This window comes from Streptomyces sp. NPDC001220 (genome assembly GCF_053597895.1).
On the sequence record NZ_JBSFJE010000005.1, the window covers coordinates 350,677 to 374,002 of the forward strand.

General features: G+C 70.4%; 21 protein-coding genes and 1 pseudogene. 20 read left to right on the plus strand and 2 right to left on the minus strand.

Annotation, left to right across the window (positions count from 1 at the left end; translation table 11 throughout):
- The first annotated feature begins 134 nt into the window (after positions 1–134).
- The 15 genes and pseudogenes from pgsA (at position 135) to ACWDGI_RS15155 (ending at position 15,794) form a co-directional block, all read left to right on the plus strand.
- Positions 135–870 (plus strand): annotated as a pseudogene (gene pgsA, locus ACWDGI_RS15085) (phosphatidylinositol phosphate synthase).
- A complete protein-coding gene (locus tag ACWDGI_RS15090) occupies positions 867–1,775 on the plus strand; it encodes a phosphatidylinositol mannoside acyltransferase (RefSeq protein ID WP_450759036.1) in 909 nt (302 codons plus the stop codon). The pseudogene pgsA and the gene ACWDGI_RS15090 overlap by 4 nt, the downstream one beginning before the upstream one ends.
- Positions 1,772–2,932 carry a glycosyltransferase family 4 protein gene (locus ACWDGI_RS15095; protein ID WP_450759038.1) on the plus strand — a complete coding sequence of 387 codons (1,161 nt, stop codon included), beginning with the start codon at positions 1,772–1,774 and terminating at the stop codon, positions 2,930–2,932. Before ACWDGI_RS15090 ends, ACWDGI_RS15095 begins: the two co-directional genes overlap by 4 nt.
- A gap of 138 nt (positions 2,933–3,070) precedes the next feature.
- Positions 3,071–3,634, plus strand: a complete 564-nt coding sequence (locus tag ACWDGI_RS15100) for a hypothetical protein (RefSeq protein ID WP_450759040.1) — start codon at positions 3,071–3,073, stop codon at positions 3,632–3,634.
- A gap of 127 nt (positions 3,635–3,761) precedes the next feature.
- Positions 3,762–4,667, plus strand: coding sequence for a pyridoxal 5'-phosphate synthase lyase subunit PdxS (gene pdxS / locus ACWDGI_RS15105; RefSeq protein ID WP_450759042.1), 906 nt, complete (start codon positions 3,762–3,764; stop codon positions 4,665–4,667).
- Positions 4,667–5,269: a pyridoxal 5'-phosphate synthase glutaminase subunit PdxT gene (gene pdxT / locus ACWDGI_RS15110; protein ID WP_450759044.1), complete on the plus strand. Its 603-nt coding sequence runs from the start codon at positions 4,667–4,669 to the stop codon at positions 5,267–5,269. The genes pdxS and pdxT overlap by 1 nt, the downstream gene beginning before the upstream one ends.
- A 52-nt stretch (positions 5,270–5,321) precedes the next feature.
- Positions 5,322–6,074 carry a YebC/PmpR family DNA-binding transcriptional regulator gene (locus tag ACWDGI_RS15115; protein ID WP_351707251.1) on the plus strand — a complete coding sequence of 251 codons (753 nt, stop codon included), beginning with the start codon at positions 5,322–5,324 and terminating at the stop codon, positions 6,072–6,074.
- Positions 6,075–6,216: 142 nt separating this feature from the next.
- A complete protein-coding gene (gene ruvC, locus ACWDGI_RS15120) occupies positions 6,217–6,756 on the plus strand; it encodes a crossover junction endodeoxyribonuclease RuvC (protein WP_450759046.1) in 540 nt (179 codons plus the stop codon).
- Positions 6,753–7,358 carry a Holliday junction branch migration protein RuvA gene (gene ruvA, locus ACWDGI_RS15125; protein WP_450759047.1) on the plus strand — a complete coding sequence of 202 codons (606 nt, stop codon included), beginning with the start codon at positions 6,753–6,755 and terminating at the stop codon, positions 7,356–7,358. The genes ruvC and ruvA overlap by 4 nt, the downstream gene beginning before the upstream one ends.
- 27 nt (positions 7,359–7,385) lie before the next feature.
- The gene (ruvB, locus tag ACWDGI_RS15130; protein WP_450759049.1) at positions 7,386–8,453 is read left to right on the plus strand and encodes a Holliday junction branch migration DNA helicase RuvB; all 1,068 of its coding nucleotides are present in this window, start codon (positions 7,386–7,388) and stop codon (positions 8,451–8,453) included.
- A 459-nt stretch (positions 8,454–8,912) separates the two neighbouring features.
- Positions 8,913–9,452, plus strand: a complete 540-nt coding sequence (yajC, locus tag ACWDGI_RS15135; protein WP_450759051.1) for a preprotein translocase subunit YajC — start codon at positions 8,913–8,915, stop codon at positions 9,450–9,452.
- Positions 9,453–9,593: 141 nt separating this feature from the next.
- A complete protein-coding gene (secD, locus tag ACWDGI_RS15140; RefSeq protein WP_450759053.1) occupies positions 9,594–11,387 on the plus strand; it encodes a protein translocase subunit SecD in 1,794 nt (597 codons plus the stop codon).
- Between the two features lie 3 nt (positions 11,388–11,390).
- On the plus strand, positions 11,391–12,503 hold the full coding sequence (gene secF, locus ACWDGI_RS15145; protein WP_450759055.1) for a protein translocase subunit SecF: 1,113 nt from the start codon (positions 11,391–11,393) through the stop codon (positions 12,501–12,503).
- Positions 12,500–13,039 carry an adenine phosphoribosyltransferase gene (locus tag ACWDGI_RS15150; protein ID WP_450759056.1) on the plus strand — a complete coding sequence of 180 codons (540 nt, stop codon included), beginning with the start codon at positions 12,500–12,502 and terminating at the stop codon, positions 13,037–13,039. Before secF ends, ACWDGI_RS15150 begins: the two co-directional genes overlap by 4 nt.
- 226 nt (positions 13,040–13,265) lie before the next feature.
- Entirely contained in the window at positions 13,266–15,794 is a 2,529-nt protein-coding gene (locus ACWDGI_RS15155) for a RelA/SpoT family protein (protein ID WP_450759058.1), read from the plus strand.
- A gap of 69 nt (positions 15,795–15,863) precedes the next feature.
- Here ACWDGI_RS15155 and ACWDGI_RS15160 read toward each other — a convergent pair whose 3' ends face one another.
- Together ACWDGI_RS15160 and ACWDGI_RS15165 are read right to left on the minus strand one after the other, a co-directional pair.
- On the minus strand, positions 15,864–17,093 hold the full coding sequence (locus tag ACWDGI_RS15160; RefSeq protein ID WP_450759059.1) for a DUF349 domain-containing protein: 1,230 nt from the start codon (positions 17,091–17,093) through the stop codon (positions 15,864–15,866).
- A 135-nt stretch (positions 17,094–17,228) separates the two neighbouring features.
- Positions 17,229–18,050 (minus strand): peptidylprolyl isomerase, encoded by an 822-nt coding sequence (locus ACWDGI_RS15165; protein ID WP_450759061.1) that lies wholly within the window; start codon positions 18,048–18,050, stop codon positions 17,229–17,231.
- 178 nt (positions 18,051–18,228) lie between these two features.
- Here ACWDGI_RS15165 and ACWDGI_RS15170 point away from each other — a divergent pair, with 178 nt between their 5' ends.
- From ACWDGI_RS15170 to rpsD, 5 genes are all read left to right on the plus strand, one after another.
- The gene (locus ACWDGI_RS15170; protein ID WP_450759063.1) at positions 18,229–18,936 is read left to right on the plus strand and encodes an MBL fold metallo-hydrolase; all 708 of its coding nucleotides are present in this window, start codon (positions 18,229–18,231) and stop codon (positions 18,934–18,936) included.
- 12 nt (positions 18,937–18,948) lie between these two features.
- The gene (gene hisS / locus ACWDGI_RS15175) at positions 18,949–20,211 is read left to right on the plus strand and encodes a histidine--tRNA ligase (RefSeq protein ID WP_450759065.1); all 1,263 of its coding nucleotides are present in this window, start codon (positions 18,949–18,951) and stop codon (positions 20,209–20,211) included.
- A 139-nt stretch (positions 20,212–20,350) separates the two neighbouring features.
- Positions 20,351–21,007 (plus strand): vitamin K epoxide reductase family protein, encoded by a 657-nt coding sequence (locus ACWDGI_RS15180; RefSeq protein ID WP_450759067.1) that lies wholly within the window; start codon positions 20,351–20,353, stop codon positions 21,005–21,007.
- A 43-nt stretch (positions 21,008–21,050) separates the two neighbouring features.
- Positions 21,051–22,406: a replication-associated recombination protein A gene (locus tag ACWDGI_RS15185; protein ID WP_450759069.1), complete on the plus strand. Its 1,356-nt coding sequence runs from the start codon at positions 21,051–21,053 to the stop codon at positions 22,404–22,406.
- 304 nt (positions 22,407–22,710) lie between these two features.
- Complete coding sequence (gene rpsD, locus ACWDGI_RS15190) at positions 22,711–23,325, plus strand: 30S ribosomal protein S4 (protein WP_351707197.1); 615 nt, start codon at positions 22,711–22,713, stop codon at positions 23,323–23,325.
- The last annotated feature ends 1 nt before the right edge of the window (position 23,326 follow it).

A 23,326-nucleotide genomic window follows, 5' to 3' on the forward strand; every position in this document is an offset into this window, starting at 1 on the left:
ACGGTGCGTCCATACGAAGGACGTGATCGTGCCCACGGGGTCCTCCGCGCGCCGCCACCGGTGCCCTCCGCGCACACCGCCACCGGTGGCCTCTGCGAGTGCCCACCCGTCGCCCACACGCGCGCGTGGCTACGATGGGCCAGCCGGGGTGGCCAGCAGGGGCCGCACGGCGCAACGACCGTCGGGAAGGCCATGCTGAACAAGTACGCGCGTGCATTTTTCACGCGTGTCCTCACACCGTTCGCCGCGTTTCTCATCCGCCGGGGTGTGAGCCCGGACACGGTCACGCTCCTCGGCACGGCCGGAGTGGTCGCGGGCGCGCTGGTCTTCTTCCCCCGGGGCGAGTTCTTCTGGGGCACGATCGTGATCACACTGTTCGTGTTCTCGGACCTGGTCGACGGAAACATGGCCCGCCAGCTGGGCCGCACCAGCCGCTGGGGCGCCTTCCTGGACTCCACCCTGGACCGGGTCGCCGACGGCGCCATCTTCGGCGGCTTCGCCCTCTGGTACGCGGGCAACGGCGACAACAACGTCCTGTGCGCCGTCTCCATCTTCTGCCTGGCCAGCGGCCAGGTGGTGTCGTACACCAAGGCGCGCGGCGAGTCGATCGGGCTGCCGGTGGCCGTCAACGGTCTCGTCGAGCGCGCCGAGCGCCTGGTGATCTCGCTGGTGGCGGCCGGTCTGGCCGGTCTCCACAAGTTCGGTGTGCCGGGCATCCAGATCCTGCTCCCGATCGCCCTGTGGGTCGTCGCCGTCGGCAGCCTGGTCACCCTCGTCCAGCGGGTCGTCACGGTCCGCCGGGAGTCCGCCGAGGCGGAGGCCGCGGCCGAGCGGGAGAAGGCCTCCCACGGGAGCGAGGCCGGGCAGTGACCGCCGCCGACCGGCTCACCGACGGTCTGTACGGGCTCGGCTGGAGCACCGTCAAGAGACTCCCCGAGCCGGTCGCCGTGCGCCTCGGCCGGACCGTCGCGGACCTCGCCTGGCGGCAGCGCGGCAAGGGCGTCGAGCGCCTGGAGTCCAACTACGCGCGCGTGCTGCCCGACGCGAGCCCGGAGCGGCTGCGCGAGCTGTCGCGCGCGGGCATGCGGTCGTACCTGCGCTACTGGATGGAGTCCTTCCGGCTGCCTGCCTGGAGCGAGGACCGGGTCCGGACCGGTTTCGCGCCCAAGGACGTCCACCACCTCACCGACGGCCTCGCCTCCGGCCGGGGCGTGATCATCGCCCTGCCGCACCTGGCCAACTGGGATCTCGCCGGCGCCTGGGTCACCACCGAGCTGAAGACACCGTTCACCACGGTCGCCGAGCGCCTCAAGCCGGAGACGCTCTACGACCGTTTCGTCGCCTACCGCGAGAGCCTCGGCATGGAGGTCCTGCCGCACAGCGGGGGCTCCGCCTTCGGCACCCTCGCCCGCAGGCTCCGCGACGGCGGCCTGATCTGCCTGGTCGCCGACCGTGACCTGTCCGCCTCCGGAGTCGAGGTGGACTTCTTCGGCGACAAGGCCCGGATGCCGGCCGGACCGGCCCTGCTGGCCCAGCAGACCGGCGCGTACCTGCTCCCGGTGACCCTCTGGTACGACGACACCCCCGTCATGAAGGGCCGGGTGCACGCGCCGATCGACGTCCCCGAGTCAGGTGACCGGGAGTCGAAGACGTCTGTCATGACACAGGCGCTGGCCGATGCCTTCGCCACCGGGATCGCCGACCATCCGGAGGACTGGCACATGCTCCAGCGGCTGTGGCTCGCCGACCTCGACCCCGCGGAGGGACCGTCGTGAGGATCGGCATCGTCTGCCCGTACTCCTGGGACGTGCCGGGTGGCGTCCAGTTCCACATCCGCGACCTCGCCGAGTACTTCATCCGCCTCGGCCACGACGTCTCCGTCCTCGCCCCGGCCGACGACGACACCCCGCTGCCGCCGTACGTCGTCTCGGCGGGCCGCGCGGTCCCGGTGCCGTACAACGGCTCGGTGGCCCGCCTCAACTTCGGCTTCCTGTCCGCCGCGCGGGTGCGGCGCTGGCTGCACGACGGGGCGTTCGACGTGGTCCACATCCACGAGCCGGCCTCGCCCTCCCTCGGCCTGCTGACCTGCTGGGCCGCGCAGGGCCCGATGGTCGCGACCTTCCACACCTCCAACCCGCGCTCCCGCGCGATGATCGCCGCGTACTCGATCCTGCAGGCCGCCCTGGAGAAGATCAGCGCCCGGATCGCGGTCAGCGAGTACGCCCGCCGGACGCTGGTCGAGCACCTCGGCGGGGACGCGGTGGTCATCCCCAACGGCGTCGACGTCGACTTCTTCGCCGAGGCCGAGCCGCGCCCCGAGTGGCAGGGCGACACCATCGGCTTCATCGGCCGGATCGACGAGCCCCGCAAGGGCCTGCCGGTGCTGATGAAGGCGCTGCCCGAGATCCTCGCCGCCCGCCCGCAGACGCGTCTTCTGGTGGCCGGCCGCGGCGACGAGGAGGCCGCCGTCGAGTCCCTGCCCGCCGAACTGCGCTCCCGCGTCGAGTTCCTCGGCATGATCAGCGACGAGGACAAGGCCCGCTTCCTGCGCAGCCTCGACCTGTACATCGCGCCCAACACGGGTGGCGAGAGCTTCGGGATCATCCTGGTCGAAGCGCTCTCCGCCGGGGCACCCGTCCTCGCCTCCGACCTCGACGCCTTCGCCCAGGTCCTGGACCAGGGAGCGGCGGGCGAACTCTTCGCCAACGAGGACGCGGACGAACTGGCTCAGGCGGCGGTACGGCTTCTGGCGGACCCGGAGCGCCGGGCCGCGCTGAGCGCACGCGGCAGCGTGCACGTGCGCCGCTTCGACTGGTCGACCGTGGGCGCGGACATCCTGTCCGTCTACGAGACGGTGACCGCGGGCGCGGCGGCGGTGGCGGCGGACGAACGCCCGGGGCTGCGGGCCCGGTTCGGGCTGGCGCGGGACTAGCCGCTCCGCCGGGAGTGCCGTCCGACGGCCACAACGCCGTCGTGGCCGGTCGCGCTCGCGCGGCGGTAGCCGCATGCGGGATACGGCCCGCGCCCCTTCGGGGGCGCTCCCGCGGGCGCGTCCTATAGCGTTCCGCCCGTGACCGCAACGCTCATCTGGACCCTCTGGATCCTCGCCGCCCTCGTGGTGATCGGCCTGTACCTGAGCTGGACCGCGGGACGGCTCGACCGGCTGCACGCGCGTATCGACGCCGCCCGCGCCGCCCTCGACGCCCAGCTGCTGCGGCGCGCCTCCGTCGCCCAAGAGCTGGCGACCGCGGGGGTGCTGGACCCCGCCGCGTCGATCGTGCTGTACGAGGCCGCGCACGCCGCCCGGCAGGCCGAGGAGGACCAGCGGGAGGTCGCCGAGAGCGACCTGAGCCAGGCCCTGCGCGCGGTCTTCGAGCATCCGCAGCAGGTCGAGGAGGTCCGTGCGGCCCCCGGCGGCGAGGCCGCCACGAGCGAGCTCGCCGAGGCCGTGCGCCGGGTGCCGATGGCCCGCCGCTTCCACAACGACGCCGTCGGCGCGGCCCGCCGGCTGCGCGAGCACCGCAAGGTCCGCTGGTTCCGGCTGGCCGGCCACGCCCCCTTCCCGATGGCCTTCGAAATGGACGACGAGCCGCCCGCCGCGCTGGCGGACCGTGGCGCCGGACCGGCCGCCTGAGCTGCGGCGGGCCGGTCCCGGCAGGCCAAAAGGATCCACCGGCTTGCCATTGGCCCTTGCTGTGGACTGGTCCACTCGCGTTTCCTCGGTGTTTGCAGAAACCCTCTTTCACCCAGTGAGGTCACCCGTGTCCACCTTTGAGAACCAGGCCCCCGAGACCGGCACCGCCCGCGTGAAGCGCGGCATGGCCGAACAGCTCAAGGGCGGCGTGATCATGGACGTCGTCACGCCGGAGCAGGCGAAGATCGCCGAGGACGCGGGCGCCGTCGCCGTCATGGCCCTGGAGCGGGTCCCGGCCGACATCCGCAAGGACGGCGGAGTGGCCCGGATGTCCGACCCGGACATGATCGAGGGCATCATCGAAGCCGTCTCCATCCCGGTCATGGCCAAGTCCCGGATCGGCCACTTCGTCGAGGCCCAGGTCCTCCAGTCGCTCGGTGTCGACTACATCGACGAGTCCGAGGTCCTCACCCCGGCCGACGAGGTCAACCACTCCGACAAGTGGGCCTTCACCACCCCCTTCGTCTGCGGTGCCACCAACCTCGGCGAGGCGCTGCGCCGGATCGCCGAGGGCGCGGCCATGATCCGCTCCAAGGGCGAGGCCGGCACCGGCAACGTCGTCGAGGCCGTCCGCCACCTGCGCCAGATCAAGAACGAGATCGCCCGCCTGCGCGGCTACGACAACAACGAGCTGTACGCCGCCGCCAAGGAACTGCGCGCCCCGTACGAGATCGTCAAGGAGGTCGCCGAGCTCGGCAAGCTCCCGGTGGTGCTGTTCTCCGCCGGCGGCGTCGCCACCCCGGCCGACGCGGCCCTGATGCGCCAGCTCGGTGCCGAGGGCGTCTTCGTCGGCTCCGGCATCTTCAAGTCCGGCGACCCGGCCAAGCGCGCCGCCGCCATCGTCAAGGCGACCACCTTCTACGACGACCCGAAGATCATCGCCGACGCGTCCCGCAACCTCGGCGAGGCCATGGTCGGCATCAACTGCGACACCCTCCCCGAGACCGAGCGCTACGCGAACCGGGGCTGGTGATGACCACTCCCGTGGTCGGCGTACTCGCGCTCCAGGGCGACGTACGGGAGCACCTCGTCGCCCTGGCCGCGGCCGACGCCCTGGCCAGGCCGGTCCGGCGCGCCGAGGAACTCGCCGAGGTGGACGGCCTGGTCATCCCGGGCGGCGAGTCCACCACCATCTCCAAACTGGCCGTCCTGTTCGGCGTGATGGAGCCCCTCCGCGCGCGCGTGCGGGCCGGAATGCCCGTCTACGGCACCTGCGCAGGCATGATCATGCTCGCCGACAAGATCCTCGACCCGCGCTCGGGCCAGGAGACGATCGGCGGCATCGACATGATCGTGCGCCGCAACGCCTTCGGCCGGCAGAACGAGTCGTTCGAGGCGGCGGTCGACGTCAAGGGCGTCGCGGGCGATCCTGTAGAGGGCGTGTTCATCCGCGCCCCCTGGGTCGAGTCGGTCGGCGCCGCGGCCGAGGTGCTCGCCGAACACGAGGGCCACATCGTCGCGGTCCGCCAGGGCAACGCGCTCGCCACGTCGTTCCACCCGGAACTGACCGGCGACCACCGTGTGCACTCCCTGTTCGTCGACATGGTGCACGCGAACCGGGCGACGGAGTCCTAGTAGGATCTCTGGCGTTCGTTGCAGAGATGGGTTACGCGAAGGAGACAGGCAGATGTCCGGCCACTCTAAATGGGCCACGACGAAGCACAAGAAGGCCGTGATCGACGCCAAGCGCGGCAAGCTCTTCGCGAAGCTGATCAAGAACATCGAGGTCGCCGCGCGGATGGGCGGCGTCGACATCGAGGGCAACCCGACGCTTTACGACGCCATCCAGAAGGCGAAGAAGCAGTCGGTCCCGAACAAGAACATCGACTCCGCGGTCAAGCGTGGCGGCGGTCTCGAAGCCGGTGGCGCCGACTACGAGACGATCATGTACGAGGGCTACGGCCCGAACGGCGTCGCGGTGCTCATCGAGTGCCTCACCGACAACCGCAACCGCGCCGCCTCCGACGTCCGTGTCGCCATGACCCGCAACGGCGGCTCCATGGCCGACCCGGGCTCGGTGTCGTACCTCTTCAACCGCAAGGGCGTCGTGATCGTCCCCAAGGGCGAGCTGACGGAGGACGACGTGCTGGGCGCGGTCCTCGACGCGGGCGCCGAGGAGGTCAACGACCTCGGCGAGTCCTTCGAGGTGCTCAGCGAGGCCACCGACATGGTCGCGGTCCGCACCGCCCTGCAGGACGCCGGCATCGACTACGACTCCGCCGAGGCCAACTTCGTCCCGACCATGCAGGTCGAGCTGGACGAGGAGGGCGCCCGGAAGATCTTCAGGCTGATCGACGCCCTTGAGGACAGCGACGACGTGCAGAACGTCTTCGCCAACTTCGACGTCAGCGACGAGGTCATGGAGAAGGTCGACGCGTAACGCCGCCGTGGGCCGAGCGATTTCGGCGGGCCGGAGGGACACGTCCCACCGGCCCGCCGCTGTTGTCGGTGGCACCGGATAGCCTGCATGAACTGGGGGTACCGCCCAGCGGTGGCTGGGGGAGGACGACGGGAGGGGCGCGGTGCGTGTACTCGGGGTGGACCCCGGACTGACCCGATGCGGTGTCGGGGTCGTCGAAGGCGTCGCCGGACGGCCGTTGACCATGGTCGGTGTCGGAGTCGTCCGCACGCCCGCGGACGCCGAACTCGGCCATCGCCTGGTCGCCATCGAGCAGGGCATCGAGCAGTGGCTGGACGAGCACCGGCCCGAATTCGTCGCCGTGGAGCGGGTGTTCAGCCAGCACAACGTACGGACCGTGATGGGCACCGCCCAGGCCAGCGCCGTCGCCATGCTGTGCGCCGCCCGCCGGGGCATCCCGGTCGCCCTGCACACCCCAAGCGAGGTCAAGGCCGCCGTCACCGGCTCGGGGCGCGCCGACAAGGCCCAGGTCGGCTCCATGGTCACCCGGCTGCTGCGGCTGGACGCGCCGCCCAAGCCGGCCGACGCCGCCGACGCCCTCGCGCTCGCCATCTGCCACATCTGGCGGGCCCCCGCCCAGAACCGGCTCAAGCAGGCCGTCGCCCTGCACGCAGCCAACGCAACGAAAGGCCGTACGGCATGATCGCCTTCGTGAGCGGCCCGGTCGCCGCCCTCGCCCCGGACTCCGCGGTCGTCGAGGTGGGCGGGATCGGCATCGCGGTCCAGTGCACGCCCAACACCCTGTCCGGGCTGCGGATGGGCCAGCAGGCCAAGCTCGCCACCTCCCTCGTCGTCCGGGAGGACTCGCTCACCCTGTACGGCTTCGCCGACGACGACGAGCGCCAGACCTTCGAGCTGCTGCAGACGGCGAGCGGGGTCGGACCCCGGCTCGCCCAGGCCATGCTGGCGGTGCACAGCCCCGACGCGCTGCGCCGGGCCGTCGCCACCGGCGACGAGAAGGCCCTCACCGCCGTCCCCGGCATCGGCAAGAAGGGCGCCCAGAAGCTGCTCCTGGAGCTCAAGGACCGGCTCGGTGAACCCCTCGGCGCCCCCGCGATCGGCGCGCCGGTCAGCCAGGGCTGGCGCGACCAGCTGCACGCCGCGCTGATCGGCCTCGGCTATGCGACCAGGGAGGCCGAGGAGGCCGTCACCGCGGTCGCCCCGCAGGCCGACGCCGCCGGGGGGACCCCCCAGGTCGGCCAGCTGCTCAGGGCGGCCCTGCAGACCCTCAACCGCGCCCGCTGACCCCACCACCGCTGAGGCACATCACTTATGAACTGGGACGACACGACCGACACCGGCGCCGACGCGGAGCGGCTGGTGGGTGCTGTCGCCGACCGTGAGGACCAGGCCGTCGAGGCCGCCCTGCGCCCCAAGGACCTCGGCGAGTTCATCGGCCAGGAGAAGGTCCGCGAGCAGCTGGACCTGGTCCTGCGGGCTGCCCGCGCGCGCGGCGCCACCGCCGACCACGTGCTGCTCTCCGGCGCCCCCGGCCTGGGCAAGACCACCCTCTCGATGATCATCGCGGCGGAGATGGGCGCCCCGATCCGCATCACTTCGGGCCCCGCCATCCAGCACGCCGGCGACCTGGCGGCGATCCTCTCCTCCCTCCAGGAGGGGGAGGTGCTCTTCCTCGACGAGATCCACCGCATGTCCCGGCCCGCCGAGGAGATGCTGTACATGGCGATGGAGGACTTCCGGGTCGACGTCATCGTCGGCAAGGGCCCCGGCGCCACCGCCATCCCCCTCGAACTCCCGCCGTTCACCATGGTCGGCGCCACCACGCGGGCCGGCCTGCTGCCGCCGCCGCTGCGTGACCGCTTCGGCTTCACCGCGCACATGGAGTTCTACGAGCCGCGGGAGCTGGAGCGGGTGGTGCACCGCTCGGCGAACCTGCTGGACGTCGAGATCGACCCGGCCGGCGCCGCCGAGATCGCCGGCCGCTCGCGCGGTACGCCCCGGATCGCCAACCGGCTGCTGCGCCGCGTCCGCGACTACGCGCAAGTGAAGGCGGACGGACTGATCACCCGCGAGATCGCGCACGCGGCACTGGCCGTCTACGAGGTCGACGAACGCGGCCTCGACCGGCTCGACCGCGCGGTCCTGGAGGCCCTGCTCAAGCTCTTCGGCGGCGGCCCGGTCGGTCTGTCGACGCTGGCCGTCGCGGTGGGGGAGGAGCGCGAGACCGTCGAGGAGGTCGCCGAGCCCTTCCTGGTCCGCGAGGGCCTCCTCGCCCGCACCCCACGCGGCCGCGTCGCCACCCCCGCGGCCTGGGCGCACCTGGGCCTGACGGCCCCCCGGGGGACGGGACCAGGCCAACAGGACCTGTTCGGCACGTGACCCGGGCGGCCGCCCGGACGCGGACCCGCCCCACCAACGCCGCCCCCACACACGGCCCCGAACACACCGCCCCCGGCCGCCCCACCCACCACCGGATGCGCCGCGCCCGGCCGTCGGCTGTGCGGTGCCGGGGGCTGTGTGGCCGGCGTCGGACCTGATGTGTCCGGCGTCGGACATGCCGTGCCCGGTCTGCGTGTCTGCGGCGGGATGTGTCCCGTCTCTCCCTTACCCCTGGCCCCGGTACTGGGCCGCCCGCCCCGCGGGGCCCGTGGGCAGACGTGATCTCTTCGTGACGGCGGGGCATTGGCGGGCGCAGGAACCCAGGTGCCATGCTGAGCGTTGTTCCATGCGCGCGGACTCGCTTAGACTCCGCCGATGCTGCCTTTGCGGGCGGCGCCGACCACACCCCCATCATCCAGGCCGCTCACCGCCGCGGCTGCGCGAAGGAAATTCCGTCTCGTGAATACCTTGCCTCTTCTCTTCTTCATCGTCCTTATCGCAGCCATGTTCCTGATGACGCGTTCCAACCGGAAGCGCCAGCAGCAGGCGAAGCAGATGCGGAACGAGATGCAGCCCGGCAGTGGCGTCCGCACCATCGGGGGCATGTACGCGACGGTCAAGGAAGTCAACGAGGACACGGTCCTCCTCGACGCCGGCCCGGGCGTCGACCTCCTCTTCGCGAAGAACGCGATCGGCGCCGTGCTCACGGACGACGAGTACAACCGCATCGTGCACGGCATCGAGCACGACCTGAAGTCCGACACCGACATCGTTCCGGACGACGCCTCCTCCCTCACCGAGACCGACGACGAGCCCGCCGGCGCTGCCGCCGCCTCCGGCGACAAGGCCGTCGACTTCGGCAAGAAGGACGTGGCCGAGGAGAAGGCCGACGAGAAGGCCGAGGACACGGTGGAGGCCAAGGCCGAGGAGGCGGAGCCCACCGAGGCGAAGGCCGACGAAGAGCCGAAGAAGACCGACGGCGACTCCGACACGAAGTAGCCGTGTCCCGGGGAGCACGGCGCGCATCACTCGCGCCGGCCGCACCCCGGGCGCGTCTGTTTCCCGGACGGGATCCCGACACCATGTCATGGCCGACCGCGCCGACCAGGCGCGCGGCGGCCCGAGAGGGAGTACGAGAAGGTGGCAGCACCTAAGAGGGGCCGGAGCGCGAGCGCCCAGAGCAAGCCAGGGCGCTCGCTGGCCTTGATCCTGATCGCCATCGTGGCGCTCACCGGAGGGATGTTCCTCTCCGGCAACACCACCCCGCGCCTCGGTATCGACCTGGCCGGTGGTACGAGCATCACGCTGCAGGCGAAGGCCGACCAAGGGTCCGCGATCAACAAGGCCAACATGGACACCGCGGTCGAGATCATGAACCGCCGTGTCAACGGCCTCGGTGTCTCCGAGGCGGAGGTGCAGACCCAGGGGACGAGCAACATCATCGTCAACATCCCCAAGGGCACCAACTCCGAGGAGGCCCGCCAGCAGGTCGGCACCACCGCGAAGCTGTACTTCCGTCCGGTCCTGGCCAGCGAGGCCAGCGCCGGCGCCGCGGCGACCGGCTCCCCGAGCGCGTCCGCCAGCGGCAGCTCCACCGCCTCCCCGAGCACGAGCGCGAGCCCGTCGAGCAGCGCGTCGGGCTCCCAGAAGGCGTCCGGGTCGTCCTCCGCCTCGCCGTCGTCGTCCGCCACCTCCCAGGGCCGCGCCGTCACGGACGCCCTGAAGGCCGACTCCACGCCGTCCTCGTCGGCGTCCGCGAGCTCGTCGGCGAGCCCCTCCGCCTCCTCCTCGGCCGATGCGGGCGCTTCCGCCGCGGCCAGCAAGCTGGAGGCCGAGTACACCGCGCTGGACTGCTCCAAGGACGCCCAGCGCGCCACGGCCGGCAAGAGCGCCAAGCCCACCGACTCGACGGTGGCCTGCGGCAAGATCTCCGGCGTCTGGTACAAGTACGTGCTCGGCCCGGCCGCCGTCGACGGCACCGAGGTCAAGAAGGCCCAGGCCGTCTTCGACACGCAGACCGCCGCCGGCTGGCAGGTCCAGATGAACTTCAACTCCAGCGGAGCCAAGAAGTTCGCCGACATCACCGCCCAGCTGGCCAAGAACCAGCAGCCGCAGAACGAGTTCGGCATCGTCCTGGACGGCGAGGTCGTCTCCAGCCCGTACGTGAGCCAGTCGATCACCGGCGGCCAGGCGGAGATCTCCGGCAGCTTCACCCAGGAGGAGGCCCAGAGCCTCTCCAACATGCTGTCGTACGGCGCGCTCCCGCTCTCCTTCAAGGAGCAGAGCGTCACCACCGTCACCGCCGCGCTCGGCGGCGAGCAGCTGCACGCCGGTCTGCTGGCCGGTGCCATCGGCCTCGCCCTGGTCGTGGTCTACCTGGTGGTCTACTACCGGGGTCTGTCGCTGGTCGCGATGGCCTCGCTGCTGGTCTCCGCGATCCTGACCTACGTGCTGATGGCGCTGCTCGGCCAGGCCATCGGCTTCGCGCTGAACCTGCCGGCCGTCTGTGGTGCGATCGTCGCGATCGGTATCACAGCGGACTCGTTCATCGTGTTCTTCGAACGCATCCGGGACGAGATCCGCGAGGGCCGCACGCTGCGTCCCGCCGTCGAGCGGGCCTGGCCGCGGGCCCGGCGCACCATCCTGGTCTCCGACTTCGTGTCGTTCCTGGCCGCCGCCGTGCTGTTCATCGTGACCGTCGGCAAGGTCCAGGGCTTCGCGTTCACCCTCGGTCTGACCACCGTGCTCGACGTGGTCGTCGTCTTCTTCTTCACCAAGCCGCTGATGACGATCCTCGCCCGGCGTAAGTTCTTCGCGAGCGGCCACAAGTGGTCCGGGCTCGACCCGAAGGGTCTGGGCGCCAAGCCCCCGCTGCGCCGCACCCGCCGTCCCGCCGGTCCTGTCGCCGGCCCTGTCGACCCGAAGGAAGCGTGAGCGATGTCGAAACTCGGCAGCCTCGGCGCCCGACTCCACCGCGGCGAGATCAGCTACGACTTCGTCGGCAAGCGCAAGATCTGGTACGGCGTCTCCATCCTGATCACCATCACGGCCATCGTCGGCCTGGCGGTGCGCGGCCTGAACATGGGCATCGACTTCCAGGGCGGTGCCGTCTTCACCACCCCGAAGACCAGCGTCTCGGTCTCCCAGGCACAGACCTACGCGACGGAGGCGGCCGGCCACGACGCAGTCGTGCAGAAGCTCGGCTCCGGAGGTCTGCGTATCCAGATCGCCGGCATGGACACCGAGAAGTCGGACGCCACCAAGGCCGAGCTGGCCAAGGACATGAAGCTGGACCCCGAGTCCATCGCCGCCGACCTGGTCGGCCCCAGCTGGGGTGACCAGATCGCCAACAAGGCCTGGGAAGGCCTCGGCATCTTCATGGTCCTCGTGGTGATCTACCTGGCGATCGCCTTCGAGTGGCGGATGGCGATCGCGGCCCTGGTCGCGCTGATCCACGACATCACGATCACGACCGGTATCTACGCCCTGGTCGGCTTCGAGGTCACGCCCGGCACGATCATCGGTCTGCTGACGATCCTCGGTTACTCGCTCTACGACACGGTCGTCGTCTTCGACAGCCTCAAGGAGCAGACCAAGGACATCACCAAGCAGACCCGCTTCACCTACAGCGACATCGCCAACCAGTCGATCAACGGCACCCTGGTCCGTTCGATCAACACCACGGTGGTCGCGCTGCTGCCGGTCGCGGGCCTGCTGTTCATCGGCGGTGGCTTCCTCGGCGCGGGCACGCTCAACGACATCTCGCTGTCGCTGTTCGTCGGTCTGGCCGCCGGTGCCTACTCGTCGATCTTCATCGCCACGCCGCTCGTCGCCGACCTCAAGGAGGCCGAGCCGCAGATGAAGGCGCTGCGCAAGCGCGTCCTCGCCAAGCGGGCCCAGGCCGCCGCCGAGGAGGAGTTCGCCGAGGCCCGGGTCGGTGGCCCGGAGGGACCCGAGGACGCCTCTCCGGCCGTCGTCGGCCCGCGCAACCAGCCCGCCTCCCCCCGCAACCGGGGCGGCCGCGGGCGTCCGTCGGGGAAGCGCCGATGACGGACATCAGGGAGCTGCTGCTCAGCCGCATCCGGGACGTCGCGGACTATCCGGAGCCGGGCGTGACGTTCAAGGACATCACCCCGCTCCTGGCGGACCCGGCCGCGTTCACCGCGCTGACCGACGCCCTCGCGGAGATCGCCGGGCGCACCGGTGCCACCAAGGTCGTCGGCCTGGAGGCCAGGGGCTTCATCCTGGGCGCCCCGGTCGCCGTCCGGGCCGGCCTCGGCTTCATCCCGGTCCGCAAGGCGGGCAAGCTCCCCGGGGCGACCCTGAGCCAGGCCTACGACCTGGAGTACGGCTCGGCCGAGATCGAGGTGCACGCCGAGGACCTCGGCGAGCACGACCGGATCCTGATCGTCGACGACGTGCTCGCCACCGGCGGCACCGCCGAGGCCTCGATCCGGCTGATCCACCGCGCCGGCGCCGAGGTGGCGGGCGTCGCGGTCCTGATGGAGCTGGGCTTCCTGGGCGGCCGCGGCCGCCTGGAGCCGGCCCTGGACGGAGCGCCGCTGGAGGCCCTCCTCCAGGTCTGAGCGTCGTACAGCTGATCGAACGGCCGTCCCTGGGGGGCGGCCGTTCGCGTTTGCCCGAGGCTCTGGCAACCCCCAGGACACCCGGGTGGAATCCCTCGGCAGCCTCCCGTGTTACCGGGGTATACGGTTCTCGGTTCGGCCTGCAGGCGATGACATGGCGCAGGATCGCTACCATGGGCACTCCGGAGCCTGACCGGGGGACCCGGATCGCGCACGAGGAGCCCTCTTGCCAGACGAGGCCCAGCCACTGACCGCCGCCAAGCCCGAGCCTGCCTCGGCGCCCGCGGCCAAGCCCGCGCCGAACGTGTCGCAGACGAAGAACGACACCCGTGGGCCGGTCGAGCACGCCCAGTCCGCGCCCGCCGAGAAGTCGGCCGAGACCTCGCGCCCCAAACCGGCCCCGGCCGAGCGTCCCGCGACCCGCCCCAACAGCGGCCAGCCCGCGCGCACCGGCTCCTCCAACCGCGTCCGTGCCCGCCTCGCCCGTCTCGGCGTGCAGCGCGCCAACCCGTACAACCCGGTCCTGGAGCCGCTGCTGCGCATAGTCCGCAGCAACGACCCCAAGATCGAGAACGCCACGCTGCGCCAGATCGAGCGCGCCTACCAGGTCGCCGAACGCTGGCACCGCGGCCAGAAGCGCAAGAGCGGCGACCCGTACATCACCCACCCGCTCGCGGTGACCACGATCCTCGCGGAGCTGGGCATGGACCCGGCGACGCTGATGGCGGGTCTGCTGCACGACACCGTCGAGGACACCGAGTACGGCCTGGAGGACCTGCGCCGCGACTTCGGTGACGTCGTCGCGCTGCTCGTCGACGGCGTGACCAAGCTGGACAAGGTCAAGTTCGGCGAGGCCGCGCAGGCCGAGACCGTGCGCAAGATGGTCGTCGCCATGGCCAAGGACCCGCGCGTCCTGGTCATCAAGCTCGCCGACCGCCTGCACAACATGCGCACCATGCGCTACCTCAAGCGCGAGAAGCAGGAGAAGAAGGCGCGCGAGACCCTGGAGATCTACGCGCCGCTCGCCCACCGCCTGGGCATGAACACCATCAAGTGGGAGCTGGAGGACCTCGCGTTCGCGATCCTCTACCCCAAGATGTACGACGAGATCGTCCGGCTGGTGGCCGAGCGGGCGCCGAAGCGTGACGAGTACCTGGCCATAGTGACCGACGAGGTCCAGGCCGACCTGCGCGCCGCCCGTATCAAGGCGACCGTCACCGGCCGCCCCAAGCACTACTACAGCGTCTACCAGAAGATGATCGTCCGCGGCCGCGACTTCGCGGAGATCTACGACCTGGTCGGCATCCGCGTCCTGGTGGACACGGTCAGGGACTGCTACGCCGCCCTGGGCACGGTGCACGCGCGATGGAACCCGGTCCCCGGCCGGTTCAAGGACTACATCGCGATGCCCAAGTTCAACATGTACCAGTCGCTGCACACCACGGTCATCGGCCCCAACGGCAAGCCCGTCGAACTCCAGATCCGCACCTTCGACATGCACCGCCGCGCCGAGTACGGCATCGCCGCGCACTGGAAGTACAAGCAGGAGGCCGTCGCCGGCGCCTCCAAGGTCCGTACCGACGTGCCGAAGTCGTCCGGCAAGGGCAAGGACGACCACCTCAACGACATGGCGTGGCTGCGGCAGTTGCTGGACTGGCAGAAGGAGACCGAGGACCCCAGCGAGTTCCTGGAGTCCCTGCGCTTCGACCTGTCCCGCAACGAGGTCTTCGTCTTCACCCCCAAGGGCGACGTCATAGCGCTGCCGGCCGGGGCCACCCCGGTCGACTTCGCGTACGCCGTGCACACCGAGGTCGGCCACCGCACCATAGGCGCGCGGGTCAACGGCCGCCTGGTGCCGCTCGAATCCACCCTGGACAACGGCGACCTGGTCGAGGTCTTCACCTCCAAGGCACCCGGCGCGGGCCCGTCCCGCGACTGGCTGGGCTTCGTCAAGTCACCGCGCGCCCGCAACAAGATCCGCGCCTGGTTCTCCAAGGAGCGCCGGGACGAGGCGATCGAGCAGGGCAAGGACGCCATCGTCCGCGCGATGCGCAAGCAGAACCTGCCGATCCAGCGCATCCTCACCGGCGACTCGCTGGTCACGCTCGCCCACGAGATGCGCTACCCGGACATCTCCTCGCTCTACGCGGCGATCGGCGAGGGCCACGTGGCCGCGCAGAACGTCGTGCAGAAACTGGTGCAGGCGCTCGGCGGCGAGGAGGCGGCCACCGAGGAGATCGACGAGGCGGTCCCGCCGTCCCGCGGCCGCCGCAGCAAGCGGCGCAGCAGCCAGGACCCCGGTGTGGTGGTCAAGGGCGTCGACGACGTCTGGGTCAAGCTCGCCCGCTGCTGTACGCCCGTACCCGGCGACCCGATCATCGGCTTCGTCACCCGCGGCAGCGGTGTCTCGGTTCACCGCAGCGACTGCGTCAACGTGGAGTCACTGTCCCGGGAACCGGAGCGCATCCTCGACGTCGAGTGGGCCCCCACCCAGTCCTCGGTCTTCCTGGTCGCCATCCAGGTCGAGGCCCTGGACCGGTCCCGGCTTCTGTCGGACGTCACCCGCGTCCTGTCCGACCAGCACGTCAACATCCTCTCCGCGGCCGTCCAGACCTCCCGCGACCGGGTGGCCACCTCCCGTTTCACCTTCGAGATGGGCGACCCCAAGCACCTGGGCCACGTCCTGAAGGCCGTACGGGGCGTGGAGGGCGTCTACGACGTCTACCGGGTCACGTCGGCCCGCAACCGGTCGTAACGCCCGGCATACGACGAGAGGGGCCCCGTACGCCGTGTACGGGGCCCCTCTCGTCGTATGCGCTCGCGCTCAGCCGCCGAACTCCTGCAGGCCCTTCAGAGCCTGGTCCAGGAGCGCCTGGCGGCCCTCCAGCTCACGCTCCAGCTTGTCCGCCCTGGACGTGTTGCCCTGGGCGCGGGCCTGGTCGATCTGCGTCCTCAGCTTGTCCACGGCCGCCTGCAGCTGGCCGGTCAGACCCGCGGCACGCGCGCGTGCCTCCGGGTTGGTCCGGCGCCACTCGGCCTCCTCGGCCTCCTGGATGGCCCGGTCGACCGTGTGCATCCGGCCCTCGACCTTGGGACGCGCGTCGCGCGGCACATGGCCGATGGCCTCCCAGCGCTCGTTGATCGAGCGGAAGGCGGACCGCGCGGACTTCAGGTCCGTGATCGGCAGGAGCTTCTCGGCCTCGCCGGCCAGCTCCTCCTTCAGCTTCAGGTTCTCGGTCTGCTCCGCGTCCCGCTCGGCGAAGGCGGACCCACGGGCCGCGAAGAACACGTCCTGGGCGCCGCGGAAGCGGTTCCACAGGTCGTCCTCGTGCTCGCGCTGGGCGCGGCCCGCGGCCTTCCACTCCGTCATCAGCTCGCGGTAGCGCGCGGCCGTCGGGCCCCAGTCCGTCGAGTCCGACAGCGACTCGGCCTCGGCGACCAGCTTCTCCTTGGCCTTGCGGGCGTCCTCGCGCTGCGCGTCCAGCTGCGCGAAGTGCGCCTTGCGGCGCTTGGAGAACGCCGACCGGGCGTGCGAGAAGCGGTGCCACAGCTCGTCGTCCGACTTGCGGTCCAGGCGCGGCAGCCCCTTCCAGGTGTCCACCAGCGCGCGCAGCCGCTCACCGGCCGACCGCCACTGGTCGGACTGGGCCAGCTGCTCCGCCTCGACGACCAGGTCCTCCTTGGCCTTGCGGGCCTCGTCGGACTGCTTGGCACGCTGTGCCCGACGCTCCTCGCGACGCGACTCCACGGTCTTCACCAGCTCGTCGAGCCGGCCCCGCAGCGCCTGCAGATCACCGACCGCGTGGTGCGCCTCCACCTGCTCGCGCAGATGGTCGATGGCGGCCTGCGCGTCCTTCGCGGACAGGTCGGTGGTCCGTACTCGCTTTTCGAGGAGGCCGATCTCGACAACCAGGCCCTCGTACTTGCGCTCGAAGTAGGCCAACGCCTCGTCAGGGGAGCCGGCCTGCCAGGAACCGACGACCTGCTCGCCGTCGGCCGTACGCACGTACACGGTCCCCGTCTCGTCGACGCGGCCCCACGGGTCGCTGCTCACAGCGCCTCCTCCACATGATGCCCGCGAGGGGCCTCAGCGCCCCCGGGCATCGTCCACAGTTTCGTCACGGCCAACATAGGCGACCGGCGGGTTGCCTGTCCGCATCCCGCGCGACCGAAGTTTCGCAGTCGGACCTCAGGATTTCGTGACCGTCGCCTTGTTGATGACGACCGTCGCGTTCGGGGCTCCGTCACCGGCTCCGGTGCTCTCGCCTGCGGCCGCGATTTTCTTGAGGACCTTGAGTCCGGCGGCGTCCACCGTGCCGAACGGGGTGTAGCTCGCCGGCAGCTGGCTGTCCTGGTAGACCAGGAAGAACTGGCTGCCGCCGGTGTGCTTCTGACCGGTGTTGGCCATCGCGATCGTGCCCGCCGGGTAGACCCCGCCGGCCAGGCTTTTGTCCTTCAGGTTCTCGTCGGGAATCGTGTACCCGGGACCGCCGCTGCCGGTGGCCGTCGGGTCGCCGCACTGCAGGACGTAGATGCCGTTGGTGGTGAGCCGGTGGCACTTGGTGTGGTCGAAGTACCCCTTCGCCGCGAGGAAGTCGAACGAGTTGACCGTGTGCGGGGCGGCCGCCGTCTTCAGGGCGATGCCGATGTCACCGCAGGTCGTCGACAGCTTCATGGTGTAGTTCGCCGACGTGTCGATCGTCATCGCCGGCTCCTTCTTCCAACTCAGCTTCTTCACCGAGCCGGCGGCGGCCTTCTCGCACGGGTCCGGCGCCTTGCTGGCGCTGGGCGTGGCGCTGGGCGTCGTCTGCGAGCTGGCGTTCGCCTTGTCGTCGCCCTTCAGGAAATTGGTCGTGTACAGCAAGATGCTGCCGATCACGATCACGCCGAGCACGGACGCGATCACGGAGTTGCGCATGCGTGACTTGCGACGTGCGCTGGTACGCCGCTGCTGCTGCCGCAAGAACTTCTCCCGGGCGAGCTGACGCCGCCGCTGCTCCTGGGTGACCACCGGGTTCTCTCCTCATGCGTGTCGTATGTCGACCGGTACGCGTGCGTCCTGTGCGCTGTGTGAGCCGACCACTGCGTGTAGCCCCGTACCGTATATGGGTTCGCTGAGGAAACGGCAGCGCCGGTAGGCTCTGGACCACAGCTTGTAGCCACCCGAATCGACACAACGAAGGACGATCGTGCTCATTGCCGGGTTCCCCGCCGGGGCCTGGGGGACGAACTGTTATCTCGTCGCCCCCGCCGCCGGCGAGGAGTGCGTGATCATCGACCCCGGCCACCAGGCCGCCGAAGGCGTCGAGGAAGCACTCGAGAAGCATCGGCTCAAGCCCGTCGCCGTCGTCCTCACCCATGGCCACATCGACCATGTGGCCTCGGTCGTCCCCGTGTGCGGAGCGCACGACGTGCCGGCCTGGATCCACCCCGAGGACCGGTACATGATGAGCGACCCCGAGAAGGCGCTCGGCCGGTCCATCGGCATGCCGCTGATGGGCGAGCTGACGGTGGGGGAGCCGGACGACGTGTTCGAACTGGCCGACGGCGCGAAGCTGGAGCTGGCCGGACTCGAACTCTCCGTCGCGCACGCACCGGGCCATACCAGGGGGTCGGTGACCTTCCAGATGCCGGAGACGGACGACATCCCCTCGGTCTTCTTCTCGGGCGATCTGCTCTTCGCCGGCTCCATCGGACGCACGGACATGCCGGGCGGCTCCATGGACGACATGCTGGCCTCGCTGGCCCGGGTCTGCCTGCCGCTCGACGACTCCACCGTGGTGCTGTCCGGCCACGGCCCCCAGACGACCATCGGCCAGGAGCGCGCCACCAACGCCTATCTGCGGCAGGTGGCGGCCGGCCTCGGGAGCGCGGACGCTCCCCGACGAGGAATGTGACGAGAGAGCTTCGTGAGTACCTTCCAGGCCCCCAAGGGCACCTACGACCTGATCCCGCCGGAGAGCGCCAAGTACCTGGCCGTCCGTGAGGCGATCGCCGCGCCGCTGCGCGACTCCGGCTACGGCTACATCGAGACCCCCGGCTTCGAGAACGTGGAGCTGTTCGCGCGCGGGGTGGGCGAGTCGACCGACATCGTCACCAAGGAGATGTACGCGTTCGAGACGAAGGGCGGCGACAGGCTGGCGCTGCGCCCCGAGGGCACCGCGTCCGTCCTGCGTGCCGCCCTGGAGGCCAACCTGCACAAGGCCGGCAACCTGCCCGTCAAGCTCTGGTACTCCGGCTCGTACTACCGCTACGAGCGCCCGCAGAAGGGCCGTTACCGTCACTTCTCGCAGGTCGGTGCCGAGGCGATCGGTGCGGAGGACCCCGCGCTCGACGCCGAGCTGATCATCCTGGCCGACCAGGCGTACCGCTCGCTGGGCCTGCGCGACTTCCGCATCCTGCTGAACAGCCTGGGCGACAAGGAGTGCCGTCCGGTGTACCGGGCCGCGCTCCAGGACTTCCTGCGCGGTCTGGACCTCGACGAGGACACCCTCCGCCGAGCGGAGATCAACCCGCTCAGGGTCCTGGACGACAAGCGGGAGTCGGTCCAGAAGCAGTTGGGCGACGCCCCGCTGCTCCGTGACTACCTCTGCGACGCCTGCAAGGCGTACCACGAGGAGGTCCGCGAACTGATCACGGCCGCGGGCGTGGCCTTCGAGGACGACCCGAAGCTGGTCCGCGGCCTGGACTACTACACCCGTACGACCTTCGAGTTCGTCCACGACGGTCTGGGATCCCAGTCCGCGGTGGGCGGCGGCGGCCGCTACGACGGCCTGTCCGAGATGATCGGCGGTCCCGCGCTGCCGTCGGTGGGCTGGGCGCTCGGCGTCGACCGCACGGTCCTCGCCCTGGAGGCCGAGGGCGTGGAGCTGAACCTGCCCTCCGCCACCAGCGTCTTCGCGGTCCCGCTCGGCGAGGAGGCCCGCCGGGTCCTGTTCGCCAAGGTCACGGAACTCCGCCGGGCGGGCGTCGCGGCGGACTTCTCCTACGGGTCCAAGGGCCTCAAGGGCGCGATGAAGAACGCCAACCGCAGCGGGGCCCGCTACGCGATCGTCGCCGGCGAGCGCGACCTCGCCGAGGGCATCGTCCAGCTGAAGGACATGGAGTCCGGCGAGCAGACGCCGATCGGCGTGAACGAGATCGTGGCGGAGCTGGAGTCGAGGCTGGGCTGAGCGCGCGGGAGTGAGGGGGCGCGAGTCCCCTCACTCCCGTACGTCCTTATGTCCACCGAACGGTGGACAGGGCGCCTCGTGCGGCACAATGGCCCCTGCCCGAAGAAGTTCCAACTCTCAAACAGACGGAATCGGCGTGATGAGCAAGACGACAGTCAACGACGTCTCCACCGAGCCCGGGCCCGAGCACGCCTCCGCAGCACCGCGCACCGAGGGCGGCAGCATCGCCTTCGGACTGCTGCTGATCATCACCGGCGCCGCCGGCCTGCTGGCCGCCTGGGTCATCACGATCGACAAGTTCAAGCTGCTGGAAGCCAAGGTCGAGGGCAAGACGTTCACCCCCGGGTGCAGCCTCAACCCGGTCGTCTCCTGCGGCAGCGTCATGGAGTCCAAGCAGGCCGCCGCCTTCGGCTTCCCGAACCCGATGCTCGGCCTGGTCTGCTACGGCATCGTCATCTGCGTCGGCATGAGCCTGCTGGCCCGCGCCCGCTTCCCGCGCTGGTACTGGCTGACCTTCAACTTCGGCACCCTCTTCGGTGTCGGATTCTGCACCTGGCTGCAGTTCCAGTCCCTGTACCGGATCAACGCGCTGTGCCTGTGGTGCTCGCTGGCCTGGGTCGCCACGATCACCATGTTCTGGTACGTGACCTCCTTCAACATCCGCAAGAGCTTCCTGCCGGCCCCGAACTGGCTGAAGTCGTTCTTCGGCGAGTTCACCTGGGTGCTGCCGGTCCTGCACATCGGCATCATCGGCATGCTGATCCTGACCCGCTGGTGGGACTTCTGGACCAGCTGACAGCGCGCGCCGCGTTGTCAGTGCCGTGATTTAGGGTTTCAGCGTGGAACCCGACCTGTTCACCGCAGCCGCAGAAGAACGCCAGGAGAAGGACCCGACCGGCAGCCCCCTGGCGGTACGGATGCGCCCGCGCACCCTCGACGAGGTGGTGGGCCAGCAGCATCTGCTGAAGCCGGGATCACCGCTGCGCAGACTGGTCGGCGAGGGTTCCGGCGGCCCGGCCGGCCCCTCCTCGGTGATCCTCTGGGGCCCGCCCGGCACCGGCAAGACGACCCTCGCGTACGTCGTCTCCAAGGCGACCAACAAGCGGTTCGTGGAGCTCTCCGCGATCACCGCCGGCGTCAAGGAGGTCCGCGCGGTCATCGACGGCGCACGCCGCGCCACCGGGGGATACGGCAAGGAGACCGTCCTCTTCCTCGACGAGATCCACCGCTTCAGCAAGGCCCAGCAGGACTCCCTGCTCCCGGCCGTCGAGAACCGCTGGGTCACCCTGATCGCCGCGACGACGGAGAACCCGTACTTCTCGGTGATCTCCCCGCTGCTCTCCCGCTCCCTGCTGCTCACCCTCGAACCGCTCACCGACGACGACGTCCGCGGGCTGCTCAGAAGGGCCGTGACCGACGACCGCGGCCTGAAGGGCTCCGTCACCCTCCCCGAGGACACCGAGGAGCACCTGCTGCGGATCGCCGGCGGCGACGCCCGCCGCGCCCTGACCGCCCTGGAGGCCGCCGCCGGAGCCGCCCTCGACAAGGGCGAGACGGAGATCGGCCTGGGAACCCTGGAGGAGGTCGTCGACCGGGCCGCGGTCAAGTACGACCGGGACGGCGACCAGCACTACGACGTCGCCAGCGCCCTCATCAAGTCCATCCGGGGCTCCGACGTCGACGCGGCCCTGCACTACCTGGCCCGGATGATCGAGGCCGGCGAGGACCCGCGCTTCATCGCCCGCCGCCTGATGATCTCCGCCAGCGAGGACATCGGGCTCGCCGACCCCAACGCGCTGCCCACAGCGGTGGCCGCCGCCCAGGCCGTCGCCATGATCGGCTTCCCCGAGGCCGCCCTCACCCTCAGCCACGCCACCATCGCCCTCGCCCTGGCCCCCAAGTCCAACGCCGCGACGACGGCGATCGGCGCCGCCCTGGAGGACGTACGCAAGGGACTGGTCGGACAGGTGCCCCCGCATCTGCGGGACGGTCACTACAAGGGCGCCGCCAAGCTGGGGCACGCACAGGGATACGTCTATCCGCACGACCTGCCCGAGGGCATCGCCGAGCAGCAGTACGCCCCGGACCCGATCAAGGACCGCGAGTACTACACCCCGACCCGGCACGGCTCCGAGGCCCGCTACGCGGACGCGGTCGAGTGGACCAGGAAGCACCTCGGTCGCAGGCGGTCCTGAGCAGCCTGTAGAATCCCTCGCAGCGCTGAGCCCCGCGCTGTCAGAGCGGGACAGTCGGCCGGAGCCTCCGCAAGGGGGTTCCAGGAGCGTCGCGCACCGTCGAACGGTGTCGCGGGCAGCCCACCACCACTCGCCGCACGGCGGGACCGGCCGGTGGGCCACTCGCGTGCTGCACGTATGTGCCCAGACCAGGGGAGCGGCTGCCCACCAGGCCCGGCAACGGGTTCCGGCGGGTTTCCCCGGCTGCGGATTGCGACCTCCCTTAACCCTGACGAGCCGGATATCAGAAGGAAGAAAGAGACAAGTGGCGAACCAGTCCCGCCCCAAGGTCAAGAAGTCGCGTGCCCTCGGCATCGCGCTGACCCCGAAGGCCGTCAAGTACTTCGAGGCCCGTCCCTACCCGCCGGGTGAGCACGGCCGCGGCCGCAAGCAGAACTCGGACTACAAGGTCCGTCTGCTCGAGAAGCAGCGTCTGCGCGCGCAGTACGACGTGTCCGAGCGCCAGCTCGTCCGCGCCTACGAGCGTGCCTCCAAGGTGCAGGGCAAGACCGGTGAGGCCCTGATCATCGAGCTGGAGCGTCGCCTCGACGCGCTGGTCCTGCGTTCGGGCATCGCCCGCACGATCTACCAGGCCCGCCAGATGGTCGTCCACGGCCACATCCAGGTCAACGGCCAGAAGGTCGACAAGCCGTCCTACCGCGTGCGTCCGGACGACGTCATCCAGGTCCGCGACCGCTCGAAGGACAAGACGCTCTTCCAGATCGCCCGTGAGGGTGGCTTCGCCCCCGACGGCGAGATCCCGCGCTACCTGCAGGTGAACCTCAAGGCCCTGGCGTTCCGCCTGGACCGCGAGCCCAACCGCAAGGAAGTTCCGATCATCTGTGACGAGCAGCTCGTCGTCGAGTACTACGCCCGCTGAT

Coding starts and splice junctions, on each gene's coding strand:
- ruvA (WP_450759047.1), top strand. CDS start 6,753: ATGATCGCCTTCGTGAGCGGCCCGGTCGCCGCCCTCGCCCCGGACTCC.
- ruvB (WP_450759049.1), top strand. CDS start 7,386: ATGAACTGGGACGACACGACCGACACCGGCGCCGACGCGGAGCGGCTG.
- ACWDGI_RS15180 (WP_450759067.1), top strand. CDS start 20,351: ATGAGCAAGACGACAGTCAACGACGTCTCCACCGAGCCCGGGCCCGAG.
- ACWDGI_RS15150 (WP_450759056.1), top strand. CDS start 12,500: ATGACGGACATCAGGGAGCTGCTGCTCAGCCGCATCCGGGACGTCGCG.
- ACWDGI_RS15115 (WP_351707251.1), top strand. CDS start 5,322: ATGTCCGGCCACTCTAAATGGGCCACGACGAAGCACAAGAAGGCCGTG.
- secF (WP_450759055.1), top strand. CDS start 11,391: ATGTCGAAACTCGGCAGCCTCGGCGCCCGACTCCACCGCGGCGAGATC.
- pdxT (WP_450759044.1), top strand. CDS start 4,667: ATGACCACTCCCGTGGTCGGCGTACTCGCGCTCCAGGGCGACGTACGG.